The 19,081-nt window shown below is 64.5% G+C and carries 11 protein-coding genes; 2 read left to right on the top strand and 9 right to left on the bottom strand.

Annotated features, from left to right (window positions below; all coding sequences use genetic code 11):
* Nucleotides 1–81: 81 nt before the first annotated feature.
* Complete coding sequence (gene phoA / locus OU11_RS03410; protein ID WP_033514516.1) at nt 82–2,136, bottom strand: alkaline phosphatase; 2,055 nt, start codon at nt 2,134–2,136, stop codon at nt 82–84.
* 548 nt (nt 2,137–2,684) lie between these two features.
* On the opposite strand from phoA, the gene OU11_RS03415 reads away from it, so the two are divergent.
* The gene (locus OU11_RS03415) at nt 2,685–3,845 is read left to right on the top strand and encodes an ATP-binding protein (RefSeq protein ID WP_033514517.1); all 1,161 of its coding nucleotides are present in this window, start codon (nt 2,685–2,687) and stop codon (nt 3,843–3,845) included.
* 91 nt (nt 3,846–3,936) lie between these two features.
* Here OU11_RS03415 and OU11_RS03420 read toward each other — a convergent pair whose 3' ends face one another.
* From OU11_RS03420 to OU11_RS03435, 4 genes are all read right to left on the bottom strand, one after another.
* The gene (locus tag OU11_RS03420) at nt 3,937–6,474 is read right to left on the bottom strand and encodes a glycoside hydrolase family 31 protein (RefSeq protein WP_033514518.1); all 2,538 of its coding nucleotides are present in this window, start codon (nt 6,472–6,474) and stop codon (nt 3,937–3,939) included.
* 154 nt (nt 6,475–6,628) lie between these two features.
* Nucleotides 6,629–7,456, bottom strand: a complete 828-nt coding sequence (locus OU11_RS03425; protein WP_033514519.1) for a carbohydrate ABC transporter permease — start codon at nt 7,454–7,456, stop codon at nt 6,629–6,631.
* 1 nt (nt 7,457) lies between these two features.
* Nucleotides 7,458–8,318 carry a carbohydrate ABC transporter permease gene (locus OU11_RS03430; protein WP_033507103.1) on the bottom strand — a complete coding sequence of 287 codons (861 nt, stop codon included), beginning with the start codon at nt 8,316–8,318 and terminating at the stop codon, nt 7,458–7,460.
* 87 nt (nt 8,319–8,405) lie between these two features.
* Nucleotides 8,406–9,794, bottom strand: coding sequence for an ABC transporter substrate-binding protein (locus OU11_RS03435; protein ID WP_033514520.1), 1,389 nt, complete (start codon nt 9,792–9,794; stop codon nt 8,406–8,408).
* Between the two features lie 501 nt (nt 9,795–10,295).
* Here OU11_RS03435 and OU11_RS03440 point away from each other — a divergent pair.
* Nucleotides 10,296–11,300: a LacI family DNA-binding transcriptional regulator gene (locus tag OU11_RS03440; RefSeq protein WP_033514521.1), complete on the top strand. Its 1,005-nt coding sequence runs from the start codon at nt 10,296–10,298 to the stop codon at nt 11,298–11,300.
* Nucleotides 11,301–11,495: 195 nt separating this feature from the next.
* On the opposite strand, the gene OU11_RS03445 is transcribed toward OU11_RS03440, so the two are convergent.
* The 4 genes from OU11_RS03445 to OU11_RS03460 form a co-directional block, all read right to left on the bottom strand.
* Entirely contained in the window at nt 11,496–13,268 is a 1,773-nt protein-coding gene (locus tag OU11_RS03445; RefSeq protein ID WP_033514522.1) for a glycoside hydrolase family 13 protein, read from the bottom strand.
* A gap of 225 nt (nt 13,269–13,493) precedes the next feature.
* Nucleotides 13,494–15,749, bottom strand: a complete 2,256-nt coding sequence (gene malQ / locus OU11_RS03450) for a 4-alpha-glucanotransferase (protein ID WP_033514523.1) — start codon at nt 15,747–15,749, stop codon at nt 13,494–13,496.
* A 285-nt stretch (nt 15,750–16,034) separates the two neighbouring features.
* Complete coding sequence (locus OU11_RS03455) at nt 16,035–16,799, bottom strand: TraX family protein (RefSeq protein WP_052122597.1); 765 nt, start codon at nt 16,797–16,799, stop codon at nt 16,035–16,037.
* Between the two features lie 133 nt (nt 16,800–16,932).
* Nucleotides 16,933–18,993, bottom strand: coding sequence for an alpha-amylase family glycosyl hydrolase (locus OU11_RS03460; RefSeq protein WP_223224141.1), 2,061 nt, complete (start codon nt 18,991–18,993; stop codon nt 16,933–16,935).
* Between the last annotated feature and the right edge of the window lie 88 nt (nt 18,994–19,081).

The raw sequence follows: 19,081 nt of genomic DNA on the forward strand, positions 1-19,081 counted from the left end.
CCCCGTCCTCAACCTGTTGCGAATCCACGTGCCCCGCGGCCTTATGGTCGCGGGGCACGTCCAAACGACGGGCGAAAGCCGTCAGCGCTGCTCGGCGGAGCCGGAACGACGGGACTTGATCATCCGAATCGCCAGGCCCGTGGAGACCAAGGCCGCCATCAGCGCCACGACACCGGCGACGGCCGCGCCGGTCGTGCTCAGCGGCGTGCCGGAGGCGGCGGCGTCACCGGCGGCCTGAGCGTTACCGCCGGTCGGCTTGCCGGGGATGACCTCGGAGGTCGTCTGGGCGGGAATCTGAATCTCCTTGTCCAGCGCCACACCGGTCTGGCGGCCGGTCACGGTGACCTTGTAGGTCTTGCCTTCCATGACCTTGTCGGTCAGATCCACCGACGTGGTCTGCATGGTACGGACGCGCTCACCCGAAACCGGGTCGCCGTCAGCGGACTGGGCGACCACCTGGCCGGTGGCGGCATCGGTGACCGCGTAGGAGAAGGAGGCGTCGCCGTTCAGACCGGTCACGTCAAGCGAGACCTTACCGTCCTTGACGTTGACGGCGTAATCCATGCCGGAGGACAGGTTCTTGTAGTCGTCGGCGGTGGAGGCAAGCCCCAACGCCTTGGCGATGGTGTAGAAGTTGTCGGTCTGGTCGGTCAGGCCGTTGACGCGCTGGGCGCCGGGGCCGGAGGCGGCGATGCGCAGCTGGGTGCCGGTGTGGGACATCGAGCTTTCGACCTCGTCGAACTTCGGGGCATCGTCATTGGCGTACATCTGGTCGGGCGAGGTGCCGTAGGCCACGGTGATCTTGGCGCCGTCGACCGGGGACTCGAGCACCGTGCTCAGCGCGTAGTTCGGCTGCTCCTCGACGATCTGGCTGGTGTGCGCGTGATCGGCGGTCACGATGATCAGCGTTTCGTTCAGGTCCACCTTGTCGAGCGCGGCGGAGATGGCCTTGTCCAGGTCGTCGGTCTCGCCGATCTGGCCGCAAGCGTTGGCGTTGTGGTCCTGCTTGTCGATCGAGGCGCCCTCGACCTGCAGGAAGAAGCCGTTGCTCTGGCCGTTCGGGTTGGCCTCGAGCAGGTCGATGGCCTTGCTCGTCATGTCGGCCAGGGAGGCGGAGTTGCCGTTGGCGTTCTTGTTGCCGAGCCAGTCGGGGTTGGTGGAGCACTGGATCGGGTTCTCGTCCTTGGCCGGGTCCTTCTTGGTGGCCACGCTCGGCGCGAACTGGGTCTGCAGGTTGCCGTCGGCCATCAGGGCCAGCACCGGCTTGCCGTCATACTGCAGGGCGTTGAGTGCGTCGACATCCTTCTCCACGGTTTCATAGCCCATCGCCTTGGCCTGATCCCACACGGTCATGCCGGCGTACTCGCCGCCCTGCACGGTCTGGTGCAGATACTTGGCGCCGCCGCCGATCGTCACGTCGGCGCGGGTGTCGAGCATCTGCTCGGAGATCGAGCCGATGCCGCCGTTCTCCTTGAGCTGGGCGACCTCGCACTGGTCGGCGGCGTTGTTGCTGGAGCCGTCGGTCTTGCCCTGCGGTCCATAGCAGGAGCGCAGCGTGGAATGCGACATCTGGGCTGCCGGGGTGGCGTCCTGGATTTCGGAGGTGGTCACATTGCCGGTGGCCTTGCCGGCGGCCTTGGCCAGCTCGGTCAGGTTCATCTGCGGAGTGCCGTAGACATCCACGTCCAGCGCGTTGTTGTAGGTCTTGGTGCCGGTGGCCCATGCGGAACCGGACGCCGCGGAGTCGGTGACCGGGGTCACCGCAGGATCGTTCTTATCCTCGATGCCCGCGCCGAGCGAGAACGTGGTGTACTGGCCGGTGCCAACGGTGGTGTCGCCGTAAGCGGACGGCTGTCCGATGCGGTCGAGGCCGTCGAACGTGCCGTTCGCGCCATGCAGATAATCGCGGGCGACGGTGATTTCGGAATCGCCCATGCCATCGCCGATGAACAGGATGACGTTCTTGGCCTGGGTGTTGCCGATGGTGATGTTCTCGATGCGCTGCGCGCCGCCGTGCACGGCCAGGTCGGCGGCCTGCTTGCCGTCGGCCGCGTAGGCCATGCCGCTGGCGCCGGCGAGCGCGGCGGTGGCGACGAGCGCCGCCACGGTTCCCTTCAACACGTGATGCTTGTTCACTTCTGCCTCTTTTCGTTGGCTTCACAACAAGGCCAGCCGCGCTCCCCATGGGTTACGGCCGCCCTCGGGATTCCGGTCATGCCTGTTTTCCGGCCCTCCGGTTTCCCACCACGCACGGTAGGTCGCCAAACCGTCGCCCAGCTGACGGAACCGCCACGCGACGGTGAACAATCGCAATGGGCGGCGAACTCTCCGTGAACCGCGGGCGACTACGTATCCAGGCCGCGGTGCTACACATAGGATTGTGGCCTTCGTCGGCCGAAAGTTGAAAAAAGTGGCAGATCGCCCCCCTCGAATCAGATTGGGAAAACGGCAGATTCACTACCAGAACGGGTTAGAAACATGGCGTCATAACGCCACAACCATAAGCAACGCATCGATTTGAGAAGCTGCGTGCACCAGGCCGCCCCGCCTCCAGTGCATGATTATCATAACTTCTACTGCCTGATTATCATAAGTCCTACTGCATGATTATCATAACTTCTACTGCCGGATTATCCTATCCCTTACCATCAGATCCGCATATTCCGTCTCAACCAGGAGCCGACATGATTCCACGTACGATATCCGCACTAACTCAGCGCATGAGCCAATGGTTCCCTGTCGTGTCAGTCACCGGTCCCCGGCAAAGTGGCAAATCCACGCTGCTACGCAACACCTTCCCGGACTATGCCTATCTCAATCTGGAAACGCGCAATCTGCGTCTGAGCGCACAGAACGATCCCGTGGGTTTTATCAGCTCACGTTCCGACAAGCTGTTCATCGACGAGGCCCAGTACGCACCCGACCTGTTCCCGGAAATACAAGCGGCATCCGACCAGCGTGGAACCATGGGCCAGTATCTGCTGTCAGGCTCCCAGAACTTCCTGCTGCTCAATGACATCACCGAATCCCTCGCGGGCCGAGTGGGGCTGCTGCAACTGCTCCCCCTGAGCTTCCAGGAAGCGGCGTCCAGCGACAGCTCTCTCACCGTCGATGATTTCATGTTCCGCGGCGGCTACCCGCACCTGTATGAGGTCGACATGCCTGCAGCACTGTATTACCGGAGTTATGTGACCACCTATGTGCAAAGGGACGCCGGCGAAGTCCTCAACATCCGCAACCTGACCGATTTCCAGAAATTCCTCGCACTATGCGCCCAGAGTGCCGGCCAACTGGTCAACTTCACCCATTTGGCATCGGAGGCCGGAATCTCACCCAGAACCGCCAAGGAATGGCTCTCAGTCCTCGCAACCAGCTACATCATATTCCTGTTGCCACCCTACGCCTCGAACGAGCGGAAACGCCTGACCAAGACACCAAAACTCTACTTCCATGACACCGGGCTACTCTGTTATCTTCTCGGCATCACCTCAACCGAACAGCTCATCCAGCACCCCAAACGCGGAGACGTCTTCGAGAACCTCATCGTCGAGGAAACATACAAGCGCCACTGCAACCAAGGAGAGGACCCCCGCTTGTACTTCTATCGAGACACCAACGGCGTGGAAGTCGACCTTATGGACTGCACAAGTCCGGAGTCCACACTCCTCATCGAGGTCAAATCGGGACAGACCGCCAAAGACGCATTCTGCCGACATCTGGTCACCATCGGCACCGCGCTTGGCATCCCTCCCGAACGGCGCAGCGTGGTATACCGCGGCGACGAGGATTTCCGCACCAACGCGGCCGGATTCACATCCGCCCGCACCTATCTCACGCAAGAGTAGGTTCGCACTACCTCGGGTTTCAGATTCCAACCCAAGAAATTCCGCGGGTCCTGAACACGAAACCCGAGGTAGTGCGAACCACCTCACGACATCAGCCTCTCAGCAGCACCTCTTCCAACGCGCCGATCACGGTTTCGGGCATGTGCGACTGGAAGAAGTCACGCTCGTTCTTCTGCTCGCGCTCCAATGCGCGCAGGCCGGACAGCGCGCCGGCGCCGAACCGCTGGACCAGGGACAGCGCCTTCTCCTTGGTCGTGTACAGCATCTGCGCATCGAACAGGATGCGTTCGCAATCCTTGAGAACCGGCTGTTCGGCAACCTGAAGGCCCTGCGGGAACAGCACCTGGATGCGGGCCGCGGCCGGCACGTCGTACAAGCGCACGCTCAGGCTCATCGTCGCCTCGTCGTAATCCACCACCGTGGTGCCGACCAGGTCCTTGTCCCAGGCCTCGCCGCCGACGATCGCCTGCATCGTCGCCTTCGCGACGCCGCGGAACACCAGGGTCCAGTCGCGGCGTTCCGGCACCACCGACGTATTACCCGCGGCCGGTTCGATGACGAACTGCGGGGCGCGGCCCTCATCCCAACGCCAGGTCATGACGGTCGCCGCGGTGGCGTCCGCCCCGCCGCACACGTCGCCGAAATCGCCGGAATCCTCGCGCATCACGAACGCGCCGTCGGCACCGGGGAACACCGTCACATCCAACGCCTTCGGGTTCGCGGACGTGTTGTCCAGCGCGTCGGACTGCATCGGCACGATGCCGCCGGCCTTGGCGAACACGGGAATGCGGTCGATCGTGCGCCAGACCGCCAGACGGCGGCCGGCCGGATCGGGGGACGCGTACCGGCGCCCGTCGAAGAAGTCGAACCAGTCGCCCTGCGGCAGCCACACGTCGGCCTTGGCGCGCAGGGAGGCCTTGTCCATCGGGTCGACGACCGGGGAGACCACCAGCTCGGTGCCGAACCGGAACTCGTCTCGGATCTCATACGATTCACCAACGTTGGGCGCCTCCCAGTACATCGGCTCGACGATCGGATCGCCGTCGACGGCGGCACGCCAGTTCATCGTGTACAGGTACGGCATCAGCGCCTGACGCAGCCGCAACACGTCGACCATCGCCGAGCGCACCGGCTCGTGGAAGTTCCACGGTTCCTTGCCGGAGAACGGCGAGCAGCTCGAGTGCAGACGGTTGATCGGACTGAACGCGCCCAACTGATACCAACGGGCCTCAAGCTCCTCGTCACGGTAGCCGAACATGTGCCCGCCGATGTCATGGCTCCACCAGCCGTAGCCGATGTTGGAGGCGGTGGCGGTGAAGTACGGCTGGAATTTGAGGGACTTCCAGGTGATGACGGTATCGCCGGAGAACCCGACCGGGTAACGCTGCGAGCCAGGCCCAGCGAAGCGCGAGAACGTCAACGGCCAGCGCCCGTCGCGCCCGGAGTCGCAGTAGTGCAGGTGGTTGAGCACCCACAGCGGGTCGAGGCCCGGCTGCCGGGTCACTCCGCCCTGCTGCCAATCCAGCCACCAGAAGTCGATGCCGTCCGCCTCCAGGTCGTGGTGCATGTCGAAGTAGGCCTGCACGAACTTCGGGTTGGTCAGGTCGAACTCGACCGGCTCCTTGGCCTCCGCGTCCACGCCGACCGTAGCCGCGGCCTTGGCGTACGGCTCCTCGAAGGCGCGGATGCCGTCGCGCGGATGCACGTTGACCGTGGTCTTCAGCCCGCGCTCGTGCAGGGACTCCAGGAAACGCTTGGGGTCGGGGAACAGCTTGCGGTTCCAGGTGTATCCGGTCCAGCCGGAACCGTACTGGGGATCGACGTCGTCCACCAGGTGCCAGTCCATGTCGATCACCGACGTGGTGAACGGGATGCCTTCGCGCTTGAACCGATCCATCAGGTCCAGATACTCCTCCTCGGAGTACCGGTAATACCGGCTCCACCAGTTGCCCAGCGCATAGCGGGGCAGCAGCGGCGCCGGGCCCGAGAGTTTCTGGAAGTCGTGGACGGCCTCGCGGTAGCGGCGGCCGTAGCCGAAGAAGTAGATATCGGTTTCCTTGTGGCTACGCGGGGCGACGCCGAAGCCGCCGTACGCCACGACGCCGTCGGGAAGGTTGCCGTCCGCATCCGCGAGGACGAACACGTTCGACGCGGAATCGTCGAGCACGGCCCAGCCGTCGCGCGACGCCACGCCGTATCCGAGCGGAATCTCACCGTCCGCCTCGTCGAGCGTGCGGGCCGTGCCGCCCAGATTGCCCCTGTCCACGTCGCCGTAGTGCCAGGTGTTGAACTGCGAATCCGGCACGCCCTTGACCACGATGCTCAGCCCCTCCTTGCTGAACGGTTTGCGGTCGTAGGTCAGGCGCAGGGCCGAGGTTTCGACGACCAGCAGGCCGTCACGCTCGCTGGTGGTGAATTCCACGCTCCCCGCCGGGCGGAACACGCGGTCGACGGCCATCAGCGAGGCGTTGTCCTCGAAGACGCCGCTGTCCGACCACTCCAGACGGATCAGCGACTCCGTGATCAGGCCGATGCGCCAGCGATCGCCCTGCAACGTGGTGACCGGGTTCATGACGGGATGCATGCCCTTGAGGAAACGGTCAAAGCCTTGAAAATCCTGAGAAGACATGTGCTTCAACTCCTTTGTTTTCATTGCGTTCTTACGGATGATTGCGCTTGCATGCAAGTATACTGCAAACGTTCGCATAACACGCCTGAACGTGGCGGCAACCCCCGATGCCGAGGTTTGCCGCCACGCCGGCACGATGCCCGGACACCCCGACTTACTTGCCGCTGCCGGTGGCGATGCCGGCGATGAACTGCTTCTGGAACACCATGTACACGATGATCACAGGGATGATCGCCAGCGAGGTGGCCGCGAACAGTCCGCCGTAGTCGGTGCCGTACTGGCCGTTGAACATCTTCAGGCCCACCGACAGCAGCATCTTGTCGCTATCGGTGATCATCAGGAACGGCCACAGGTAGTCCTCCCAGTTCCACAGGAACGTGAAGATCGCGAGCGCGGCGATGCTGTTGCGGCTCATCGGCAGGATAATCTGGTGGAAGATGCGGGCGTCACCGGCGCCGTCCAGCTTAGCGGCCTCGATGATCTCGTCGGAGATCGAGCCGATGGACTGGCGGAACAGGAAGACGCCGAAGCCGGAGACCAGGCCGGGCACGATGAGCGAACGGTAGGTGTCGAGCCACCCGAACTGCACCATCATCTCGTACTGGGGGATGATCGTCACGGCCCACGGCAGCATCATCGTGCTGAGCACCGCGCCGAACAACACGTTGCGGCCGCGGAAGTGCATCTTGGAGAAGACGTAGCCGAGCACGGCGCTGATGTAGATGACGAGCACCGTCTTGACCGTGGCGATGAACACCGAGTTGGCGAACAGCCGGAAGAAGTTGAAAGTCTTCTGGATGTTGGCGTAGTTGTCGAGCGTCGTCGGCGCCGGGAAGATGCCACCGGTGATCTTGACGATCTCGCTGTTCGGCGCGAACGACGAGACGAACATCCAGATGAACGGAACGATCGTGACGAGCGAGAGCGCGAACAGCAGGACGGTGACGACGATGGAGATTACCTTCTTGGTGCTTTTGGACATGTCACGCCTCCGTATTGTCGCCTGACGCCTTGAACATCAGGATCGTCAGGATGCCGGTCAGCACGAACAGGATGACGCTCATCGCCGATGCCGTGCCGAAGTTGTACTTCTGGAACGCCTGGTCGTAGATCAGGTAGCTGATGGTGTAAGTGTCGGTGCCGGGGCCGCCCTTGGTCATCACGAGGATCTGCACATACGCCTGCAGGTAGGAGATCAGCGAGGTGATGACGATGAGCAGCGTGGTGGGCTTGAGCAGCGGCAACGTGATCGACCGGAAGGTCTGCCACCAGTTGGCGCCGTCGATCTGCGCCGCCTCGTACACGTCGCGCGGCAGCGCCATAATGCCTGCCAGATACAGCACGGTGGCGTAGCCGAAATCCTTCCAGATGGTCATGATGATGACCGCCGGCATGGCGTAGCGCGAATCGTTGAGCCAGCTGATGTCGAGTCCGGTGATCTTGTCGATCATGCCGAACTGCGGATCGAACATCCACATCCACACGAAGGAGACGGCCACCAGCGGGGTGATCGTCGGCATGTAGAACAGGCCGCGCAGCGTGTCCTTGCACTTGACGAGCTTGGAGCTCAGCAGCAGCGCCAGCGCCAGACCCAGCACCACGCGGAACAGGATGGAGAAGAATGAGTAGATCGCGGTGTTCCACAGCGACTTCCAGAACAGGCCGTCGGTCAGCACGTTGACGAAGTTGTCGAACCCGACCCAGTCGTACTTGTCGATCAGCGGGTTCCAGTCGTGCAGGCTGCCCGCGAAGGCGCTGAAGATCGGGTATGCCATGAACACGGCGAAGTAGACGACGAGCGAGACCACGGCGATGTTGCGCATCGTGAAGATGCGGCCGAGCATCCGCCTGGCGCCCGAAACCTCCCCGGAGGCCGGCTGCGCGGCGCGTGCCGCGCTGCGATTGACGTTGGTCATGATGTGCGTTCCTCCTTAGTCCTTGCGCTCGTCATAGTGCGCGTAGCGGCTTTCCATCGAGGTGAAGTCGCTGTCTTCCATGTCGCTCATGATCAGATCCTGCGAGTAGGCGACGGCCGAATCGACATCCTGACCCTTCTGCAGCACGTTCTCGAACGCGATCTGCGGACTGGTCTCCAGGGTGGAGGGCGTCGGGCCCGGCCAGATCAGACGATCGAGGCGCGGGGCGATGGCGGCCATCATCGGGTTGTCGAGGATTTCCGGATCGTCCTGCAGGGACTTCTTGCCCGGGAACGAATTCAGCACGTCGGAGGCGATGCGCATGTAGTCGTCGTTGGCCAGGATGAAGCGGATGAAATCCTGGGCGACGGCCTTCTGCTCATCGCTCTGGTGGACGTTGATGCCCGGCGTGGACTCGCCGTTGTACCGGTCGTACGCGAACGGGGTTTCCTCGCTGAACGCCGGCGTGGGGAAGACGCCGTAGTTCACGTCCGGATAGTTGGTGGCCAACGTGCCGACGTAGGAACCCCAGTCGTAGATCATCGCGGTCTGGTTGTTGCCGAAGCTCAGTTCGCGGTCGTCGCCGAAGTTGACCGCGCCAACGTGGTACTCGTCGTACAGGGACTGCAGGAACTCGAGGTTCTCCTTGGTGGTCTCGCAATCGTAGTTGGCGGTGTGGCCGTCCTCCTGGAACATCAGCACGCCCTTTTGGTAGTTCAGCCCCTGCCAGGCCGCCTTGTAGCTGCCGTTGATGTTGAAACCGGCCTGCACCATCGTGTCCCCGTCGAACTTGGTGAGCTTCTGCGCCACCTCGATCAGCTCGTCCCATGTGGTCGGAATGTCGGCTTCCGTCAGTCCGGCCTCGGCCCACAGGTCCTTGTTGTAGAAGATGGCGCCGGTGTTGATGACCGAGTCGATGTACTTGACCTCGCCGTTCTCGTCGACATGGGTGTCGACGAATGTGTAGTCGGCCTCAAGGTCCTCGAGCGGGATGTCGTAGGACTCCATATGCGGGCGGATCAGCGCGTCATAGGAGTTGTGGACGTTGAACAGCACCGGGGCGTTCTTGTTGCCCTTGAGCGAGAGCGGCAGCTTGGTCCAGTAGTCGTCCCATGCCACCACGTTGACGTCGATGCGGACGTTGGGATGGATCTTCTCGTATTGCTGGATCATCTGGTAGATCGGGTCTGTGGCGGCCTGTCCCCACGTCCAGTACTCCACGGTGATCGGCTGGCCGTCGTTGACCAAATGGTTGGGGTCGTAGGTAATGGCGTCGCCCATCACCTCGAGACCCTTGTCCGCTTGGGTATCGACCACAGGAGCGTCTTCGGCGGCACCGCAGCCAGCAAAACCGATGATGCCACCGGTTGCAATGAGCGCCGCCACCATGCGTTTGATATTCATGGACGCTTACTCCTTCGTAAGACTTTCATTATGGACAACACCAGTATATGCCACCGGTTGAGCCATTGAAATCACTTGATTTGTTCAAATTATTGAACTATGTTCTGCAACCCGTTGCAATACTTGGGAACATCCTCGACGCAAAACCGGTTCGACTCTTCTCTTTCGGCGTGTCGCGCCCAGGCACGCAGCCTTCAGGCCAAGGCTCACGGATCGGGTTATGTCAAAATACGCTGCACCCACGCCCTCGGTCTCCGGCGTTCCACCGCGCCGACCCCGGCCTTACCCAACAGACCCCATCCCAGGCGACACCCAAGCCCCGCAACCGCCGCCGTCGACAAACCCCTTCCGCACCGCCGCCCGGACACCCCGCCATACCCCAACTCCCGTACGATAGAATTGCAACATGCAGTCACCCAACCATGCACTGCATAAACCAAGTCCGCAATACCGCGCCATACTGCCCCACAGCGGCATTGCCACCGATTGCAAAGAGGACGTATGAAAGCAAGCGTCAACGACGTAGCCGAACGGGCCGGCGTCTCCGTCTCCACGGTCTCCCGCGCGTTCACCCGCCCCGAACTGGTTTCCGAACGCACCCGGAAGAAGGTGCTGCAGGTGGCTGAGGAGCTGAACTTCTCCGTCTCCCGCTCCGCCGCCGCGCTCAAACGCGGACAGACCTTCCGCATCGCACTGTTGTCGGGCGGCCACATTGACTGGTTCTCCGCGCACATCCTGGAGGGACTGAACTCGGTGCTGCACGAGACCGGCTACGACTTCTCGATCTACGCCATCACCCACGACGAGGAGCGCGCGCGCTTCTTCGAACAGCTCCCGGTACGCCGCAACGCCGACGCGATCATCGTCTCCTCCTTCAATCTGAACCGGGACGAAACCGAACGACTACGCGCCATGGGCATCCCCGTGGTCGGCATCAACGTTGTCTCGACCGACGGGTTCGACGCTTCGATCGGCATCGATGACACCAGCGCCATCCAGATGCTCGTCCGCCATCTGGTGTCACTCGGGCACCGCCGCATCGCCTATCTCTACGAGGAAGCCATATCCCCGCTCCGATTCAGCTCATACCGACGCGTAACGGGATTCACCGATCTGTGCGACGAACTCGAGGGGGTCTCGGGCACCGCCATCAAAGTCGGCAACGGCGATGATTGCATCAACGCAGCCGTCACCGCCCTGTTCGGCAGTTCCGAACCGCCCACCGCCATCTGCGTCCACCAGGATTCCTGGGCGATACCGCTATTCCTTCGCCTGCCCCAATATGGCATCCGCATCCCTGAGGATCTGTCCGTCACCGGATTCGACGACAGTGACTTCGCCGACGAGGTCGGTCTGACCACCATCCGCCAGCGTCCCCGGGATATGGCGGCGACGGCGGCGCGCATGGCGCTCGACCTCATCGACGGCAAAACGCTCGAGACCCCGCACATCACCGCGCCCGTGCAGCTGATGCTGCGTCACTCCACCGCCGCCCCGCGCGTCTGAGCGGGACGGCTCCCGACACGCGCGGCTGAGCAGGACGGATCCCGACACGCCGAGGGGTGCGGCAAACCACCCCCTGAAGTTTGCCGGATTCCTTGGAAAATCAAGGAATCCGGCAAACTTCGGCACTAGGTTTGCCACACCCCTCGGCGTGTCGCACCCCATGCGCCCGAGCCGCATAGACCCGGACCGGAAGAATCAGACCATCATCCACACGGTGGTGTCGGCGGGCAGCCGGACGCCATCCAGCGGGCCCGAAGCAAAGACAATCTCACCGGCCGGAAGCTCGACCGAATCCGGGCCGAAGTTGGTGATGCTGGCGAAGCGGTCGCCGCCCTCGTCCGTGCTGACGCGCGAATACGCCACCACCTGGCCGGCCTTGTCGCCGAACTCGGAATCCCCGATCCACCGGATCGACGTATCGCCGGTCGGGGTGAGCATCCGCTGGCGGAACGCGATGGCCCTGCGGTACAGGTTGAGCATCGAATCCGGATCGGAGTCCTCCACATCGGCGGCGAAATCCTTGTACCACAATGGTTGCGGCAGGTGCGGATCGGCGGCGGGCTCGCCGTCGGGTCGCATGGACGGGGAGAAGCCGAACGAGGCACCGGTGCCGAACTTCGCATCCCACGGCGCCGGGGTCGGCGCGTCGGCGGCGGACCACGGCAACGGCACACGGCAGCCGTCACGACCCTTGGCGGTGCGGCCGTGGTCGGTGCGGAACGGGGTCGGGTCCTCCAGACGGTCCCACGGGATGTCCGCCACCTCGAACAGGCCCAGCTCCTCGCCCTGGTACACGTACACGGAACCGGGCAGACCGAGTTCCATCATGATCGCGGCGCGAGCGCGGCGGGTGCCGAGCTCACGGTCCTCGATGAAGTTCGAACCGCTGCGCAGCAGCCAGGCGTCGGCCAGCTGGTGGTACCACTGCGTCTTCACCTGCGGCAGGCCGTACCGGCTGGCGTGGCGGACCACGTCATGGTTGCTCATCACCCAGGTGGTGGTGGAGCCGGATTCCTCGGCTGATTCCAGACCCTCGCGGATGGCGGTGCGGAAATCCTCGGCGAACCAGTCGGCCTTGGCGAATTCGAAGTTGAACACCTGCCCCAGCTCCTCCTCGGAGGCGTACAGGTGCTGGTGTTCGGGCACCACCCAGGCCTCGCCGACGGCGAAGCGCGGCGGATCGTACTCGTTGAACACCTCGCGCCATTCGCGGTAGATGTCGTGCACCTCGGGGCGGTCCCACAGCGGATTCGTGCCGTCATGGCACAGTCCCTCCAGCGGGTTGCCCTTCAACGCCAGTTCGGTCAGCGGCGCGCTGTCGAGGTCCTTGGCCAGGCCGTGCGCCACGTCGATGCGGAACCCGTCCGCGCCATGGTCCGACCAGAAACGCAGGGTCTTCTTGAACTCCTCGTGGACCTCCGGGTTCTTCCAGTTGAGGTCGGGCTGTTCCTTGGCGAACATGTGCAGGTACCACTGGCCGTCCGGCACCCGTTCCCATGCGCCGCCGCCGAAGATCGACTGCCAGTCGTTCGGGGGCAGCTCGCCGTGTTCGCCCAGACCGTCGCGGAAGATGTACCGGTCGCGCGCGGGGGAGCCCGGTTCTGCCGCCAGCGCCTCCTCAAACCAGACGTGCCGGTCGGAGGTGTGGTTCGGCACGATGTCCACGATCACCTTCATGCCGGCCTCGTGCGCGGCTGCGGCCATGGCGTCGAAGTCGTCCATGGAGCCCAGGCGCGGGTCCACGTCGCGGTAGTCGATGACGTCGTAGCCGCCGTCCGCCAGCTCGGACGGGTAGAACGGCGACAACCAGATCGCGTCGACGCCCAGCTCCTTGAGATAGGGGATGCGGTCGGTCACGCCGGCGATGTCGCCCAGACCGTCACCGTTCACATCCTTGAAGCTGCGCGGGTAGACCTGGTAGACCACCGCCTGTTTCCACCAGTCGGCATGGGTGTTGTTGAGGGTCATATGCAACTCCTTTCGGCCGCGTATGATGTACAGCGCTGTCAGCATTCTGGCGATGCGGATATGCATCGCGGATTGAGTTCAGTGTATCAAATTATGCAAACGTTATCATCAGCGTTGCGGCAAAGGCGACCGAACCCGGGTTCGCACTACTTCGGGGTTTCAATGGTGGAGGGTTGATTTTCCGCCATTTGAAATTTCAACCCCGAAGTAGTGCGAAGCCCCGCCTCAACGGTTCAGCGCCGCGGCCAGCGACTGCACGCGCGGCAGGTCGAAGACTTCGTCGGTGTGCACCACACGCCCGGTTTCATCGGCCAAGGGCACGCGCCAGTTCGGATATTCCCAGCTGGTGCCCGGCTGGTTCTGGGTACGATGCTCGCCGACGCCGTCCACCAGCGCGGCCTGCACCAGCACGCTCGGCGCGTCCAGCAGCATGACATGCATGGCCTCCACCACGCGCTGGATCAGCGCCTCGCGGTCGGCCGTCTCGGCGTCGCCGGCGTCCGGCGCACAGGCGGCCTTGAGGCCGTCGGCCACCTCCTGCGGCAGATATCCGCGGGAGACCAGCAATGCCAGCATCTGGTCGATCTCGGCCTGCACCTCGGCGCGGAACTGCTCGGCCGGCTCGTTGAGCAGGTCGAGCTGCTCGCGCAGGTCGACGTGCTCGAGCTTGAGATACCCGGCCGTCGGCGGCAGGTCATGCGTGGTCACGGAAGCGAGCGCGTACTTGCGGTAATCCTCCGGCGGGGCGTACGGGTCGCCGGCGTTCGGCGAGTTGTCCACGCGGGAGAACCATTCCACGGCGGTACCCAGCACGCCGTGTTCGGCCAGGATCTTCGAGACGTATTCGGGCACGGTGCCCAGGTCCTCGCCGATGACGACGCCGTTCGCGCGGGTGGCTTCGATCGCCAGGATGGAAAGCATGACCTCGTGGTTGTAGGTCACGTAGGCGCCGTCGCGCGCGGTGCGGCCGCGCGGGATCCACCACAGGCGGAACAGGCCGAGCACGTGGTCGATGCGCAGCGCGCCGGCATGCGCGAACATATTGTGGACCATCTCGCGGTACACCTGGTAGCCGGTGCGTTCCAGATACTGCGGGCTGAACGGGGGCTGTCCCCAGTCCTGGCCGAGCTGGTTGTAGAAGTCCGGCGGGGCGCCGACGGTCACGCCATCGGCGAAGCGTTCGGGGCTCCACCACACGTCGGCGCCGAGCGAGTGCACGCCCACCGCCATGTCCTGCATCAGGCCGAGCGCCATGCCCGCGTCCTTGGCGGCCTGCTGGGCGGCGGCCACCTGTTCGTCGGCGATCCACTGCAGCCAGCGTTGGAACTCGAACATGTCGCGATGCTCACGCACGAGCCGCGCCACCTGCGGCGAGGTCTTGTCCGTGCGATAGAACCACGAGCGTTCCTCCCACGGGGCGCCCCACACCTCGAACGCCAGGCACCAGGTGGCGAAGGCGTCCAGGTCCGGCCCGGCCTCGCGTTTGAATGCGGCGAAGGCGGCTTCGCGCTCCTCGGAGCGCGGCGCGGCGGTGAAGATCGTCCACAACGCCTGACGCTTGGCGTCCCACGAGGCGTTGATGTCCATCGGCTCGGCGCTGTCGTTGGCGGCGGCCACCGAGGCGTGCAACGCTTCGACCCGCGCGCGGGCCTCATCGTCGAGCGCCGCGTATTCGGGGATGTCCTGCGGCCGGATGTAGGTCACGTTGAGGAACCGGCGCGATTCGGGCAGGTACGGCGAGGGCTGCAGCGGCGGCACCGGCGCACCGGCGTGGATCGGGTTGATGAGCATGAAATCGGCGTGCGACTTCTCGCCGGCGTCGCCGGCCAGCCGCTTCAAGTCGCCGTAGTCGCCGATGCCCCACGATTCCGCGGATCGTACCGAGTACATCTGCACCATCCAGCCCCAACGCTGGCGCTGCCGCACCGCCTCGGGCAGTTCGATGCGCGGAGGTGCGACGATGACCGTGGCACGGCGCTGCACTCCGCCGACCTGTACGTTGAGCGTGTGGTATCCGATCGGCAGGTCGTCCGGCAGCGTGAGTTCCAGCTGTTCGCCGAAGTCGGCGTCCTTGTGCACGCGCAGGTTCGCGTGCAGGTCGCCGGCGTACGCGCTGCCGTCCTCCAGCGCCAGCGTCAGCGCGACCAGCGCGTCCGCCGAGCAGCGCAACGGCACGACGTTCGGCTTGCCGACGATGGCCAGCACGGTCGGCGGCACCAGCTGCTCGCGCTGCCGGCACTCGGTCTCCAGCAGCGATTTGCTGATGGCCGCGGGGTTCGAGGCTTCCACGCCCAGCGACGCCAGCACTGCGACGAGCACTTCGTCTCGGATTTCGACATAGGCGCCCAGCTGGTCGATATACGATGTGGACACGCCGCAGGCCTTGGCCAGCCGGATCAGCGGACGCTTGAGGCGCGCCGGGCTCTCCTCCCGCCGCCGGGTATCCGTCGTCGGATTCTGAGCTTCGTTGCTATCAGTCATCGGTTCCCACCTTTTCTGCAATGATGCGGTGATGCGGTGCCAGCAAGGACGACCCTGTGATGCTAGCGCTTGCAAGATAATCTATCCGCTTAGATTTTAAAGCGCGGCATCGACGAAACGCCCGAGACGACCGCCGTCAACCCTATGTTTTTCATATTTTTGGAACGCCACACCCACCCGATACGCCATATGACCGCAGTCGTGACGCCCACGGGGGCACACGCCACAGCCTATCGCAGGATGCTAACGCTTGCAAGCATGTGTCGGGATATGCTCATCGGGCGGCTACGCCATGCCGATCAGCCCGAACACCACCAGCTGCAGCGGATACAGCGCATAGAACAGCCACTTCACCCACGGAGCGGGATATCCCTCATTCCGCGAGCGCCAGTGCAGCAGCATCACGCCCAGCACCGGAAGGATGAACATGCAGGCGCCGAACGCGCCGGCGGTGAGCATCATCGTGTTCTCGCGCCTATCCAGCGTGTAGAAGATCACGGCGAACACCAGGGTCATCAACCCCTCGCCGACCAGCCCGAGCCGCAGCCCCACGTTGAACAGGAACACCCACAGCAGCGCCGCGAACAGCACCGCGATCCTGATCGCCCACGCCGCCGCGTCACGGCGTCCCCGGAACGCGCGGAGCGTCATCAGCGCGATCAGCGCGATGCACAACCCCCATACCGGGTTCTGCGATGCCATGTCGAAGAGGCGCCCCGATGTCGCCATGTCGTACGGCACTTCGCAGATCACCGCCAACGCCGCCAACCGGGCCAGATACCATCCGGCGGCGTGCGTGCGCCGGAATCCGTTGACCAGCATCCACGCGTACAGTGGCACCGCGCACCAGGAGAACGCGTCGGCCGCCACCACGCCGGTCAACGCCCCGACGTCCGCCGAGGCCAGGTCCCCGATCCCGGGCAGCAGCACCGCCGTGGAAGCCGAGCCGAGCATGACCAGCAGCAGCGCGATGATCTTCATCGCGAAGGTGGTGATGCCCTTGGCATTGTCCAGCGAGGCGTCATGCCCCGCCACCACGTTGTCCGCCATGATTCGTCTCCTTTCGCCTCTTGGCGCGTTCAGCCGCGCCTTGTCCGCTTGATTGTCCGCACGGTTCCGTGTGGTTGTCCGCCCGGCCGTCAGGCCGCCGCAGGACCGCCGTCACATGGCCGCCGCGCCGCCGTCAGGCCGCCGCCGGCGCCTGCCATATCACGAACGACCGTTCGGGCAGCTGCAGCACGACCGCGCCGGAGGGCCCGACCGTCACCTGAGAGCCGCCGCCACAAGCCAACGCCTGCGTCGAATCGGCGATACGCCGCCACAAGGCCGCGTCAGCCTCCGCGCCCCCGGAAGAAACCGCCAGTTCGTCCGGACGGTATCCGGCGTTGGCGGCGATCACCAGATCGCCGACCCGATAGGCCGCGACCTCCGGACCCGCAGGCAATGCGACGTGCGCGCCCCGGCACAGTTCGGGATGGCCGCGCCGCACCGCGATCAGCGTCCGGTACCACTCGACCAGCGACGCCATCCGCGCGGCACGATGCCAGTCGAGCAGGTTGAGTTCCGCCGGTTTGTCGAAGGAGTCGGAGCAGCCGAGTTTGGTACGGGCGAACTCCTCGCCGGACAGCAGGAACGGCAGGCCGGCGGCGGTCATCACCAGTCCCGCGGCCATCGCGTTGGCCGCGAGCATGTCCGCGATGTCGCCGTGGCATCCGCCGGTTTCGCCGCCTGCCGCACCGCCACCGGCACGACCCGCCGCTTCGCCGGTTGCCCCGCCTGCCGCGCCGGCCGCGTAGTCCGCCTCCGTCGGCCCTCCCGGGCACATCGTCGCGCACAGCTTGTCCCACAGCGTCAGGTCGTCATGCGCGGAGACGTACTGCACCAGCTGCATCGGGTCCTTCGGCTCGCCCACCGCGCCGTGCCAGGCGTCCACCGCCTTGCGTACGGACGGTGCGAACGCCCGGCCGAGACCGTTGACGAAACCGGCCTGGTCGGCGTACAGCACATGGCCTTTGATCGCATCGCGCGTCGCGTCGCAGAACCAGCCGATACGGCGGTCCAGCCGCAGCGCGCCGCCCTTGTTCGCCAGGATCGTGCCGGGTTCCACGGCCGAATCGGTGGCCGACCATGGTTCGCCGTACAGCAGGATCCCCCGTCCGCCGGGCAGTGCGTCGACCGAGGCGCGCACGGCGTTCATCGTCTCCGCGTCGATCAGACCCATCAGGTCGAAACGGAACCCGTCGATGTGGTATTCGCGCGCCCAGTAGGTCACCGAATCCACGATGTACCGGCCGAACATGGCGTGTTCGCTGGCCGTGTCGTTGCCGCAGCCGGAGCCGTTGGCGAGCGCCCCGTCGTCCGTACGGCGGCAGAAGTAGCCGGGCACCATGCGCTCGAACCAGTTGTCGGCGGAGTACATGTGGTTGTAGACCACGTCCATGATGACCTTGAACCCGGCGCGGTGCAGGGCCTGGATCATGGTCTTGCATTCGCGGATGCGCACCTCGCCGTGGTAGGGGTCGGTGCTGTAGGAGCCTTCGGGCACGTTGTAGTTGACCGGGTCGTACCCCCAGTTGAACTGGCCGTCCTCGGGCAGGGTCTCGTCTACGGAGCCGTAGTCGTAGAACGGCAGCAGCTGCACGCAGGTCACGCCGAGTCGCTTGAGGTAGTTCAGGCAGGTGGGCGATGCGGGATCGCCCGTGATGTGGGTTCCGTCATGTGTGAAGGCCAGGAACCGCCCGCGATGTTCTGCGGGCACCCCGCAGTCCGGGTCGTTGCTGAAGTCGCCGATATGGGTCTCCCACACGACCAGTTCGCCGTCGGGAATCTCGGGGCCGCGGTCCTCGTCCCACCCTTCGGGGTCCGTTTGGGCCAGGTCCACGACCATGCTGCGCGCGCCGTTCACGCCGGCCGCGCGCGCCCAGGGGTCGGCGACGCGGTTCACGGTGCCGTCGGGGAAGGCGACCAGAAAGTCGTAGTAGACGCCCGCCAGCCATTCCGGGATCTCCACATGCCAGGTGCCGCGCGGGCCGGACGCCATGGGACGCTCGGCGATGGCGCGTGCGCCCGGCTCGTCGTCGGAACCGGTGGCGAACAAGCGCAGCGTCACGGCTTCGGCGGTGGGGGCCCAGACGGTGAACGCCGTGCCGTCGGCGGTGAGGCGTGCGCCCAGCTCGCCGTCGTACACGGGCAACATGGAAATCGGATTGACCGTGGCACGTTGGTAATCACGGGGTTGCGTCATCGGAACTCCTTGCATGACAACGATGGTACATGCCCGAGGCAACGATGGTCATTGCTCCGGGCCACCGTCCCGCGGGACGGAGACGGGG

The organism is Bifidobacterium pullorum DSM 20433, assembly GCF_000771405.1.
Classification (GTDB): Bacteria; Actinomycetota; Actinomycetes; order Actinomycetales; family Bifidobacteriaceae; genus Bifidobacterium; species Bifidobacterium pullorum.